Below are 515 nucleotides of genomic sequence, written 5' to 3' on the forward strand. Positions count from 1 at the left end.
GCTAAGTTTCAAAAGCAAGCTTTTAAAACTTCGCTCGACTTGCATGTATTAGGCACGCCGCCAGCGTTCGTCCTGAGCCAGGATCAAACTCTCCAATAAAGAGTAAGATTTAGCTCTTAAAAAATAATAATAGATTAACGTTGACGTATGATTCGTTCAGTTTTCAAAGAACAACCTTCGTTATCTTTTCTCAAAGACAACTATATTAATATAACATTTTTTCATTCCCTTCGTCAACACTTTTTTAAGTTTTTCACAATAAGAATGTGTTCAACGAAGTGGATTTACATCATAACACCGTCGGTGTTATTCCGTCAACCCTTTATGTTAGGTAATAAATACCAGTTAAAAGAGATTAAAAAAGACAAAGAGGATTCTCTCTGTCTTCGCCTGGCGACGTCCTACTCTCACAAGGGGACAGCCCCTAACTACCATCGGCGCTGAGAAGCTTAACTTCCGTGTTCGGTATGGGAACGGGTGTGACCTTCTCGCTATCGCCACCAGACTATGTAATT

Annotated in this window: 2 rRNA genes; both read right to left on the bottom strand. The window is 39.6% G+C overall.

What is annotated here, in order from left to right:
* Nucleotides 1-99: ribosomal RNA gene (locus tag SM124_RS24030) — 16S ribosomal RNA — on the bottom strand; the annotation flags it as partial.
* A 289-nt stretch (nt 100-388) separates the two neighbouring features.
* A 5S ribosomal RNA gene (rrf, locus tag SM124_RS24035) occupies nt 389-505 on the bottom strand.
* Nucleotides 506-515 lie beyond the last annotated feature (10 nt).

Origin of the sequence: Robertmurraya mangrovi (genome assembly GCF_034427655.1) — a bacterium.
Classification (GTDB): domain Bacteria; phylum Bacillota; class Bacilli; order Bacillales; family Cytobacillaceae; genus Robertmurraya_A; species Robertmurraya_A mangrovi.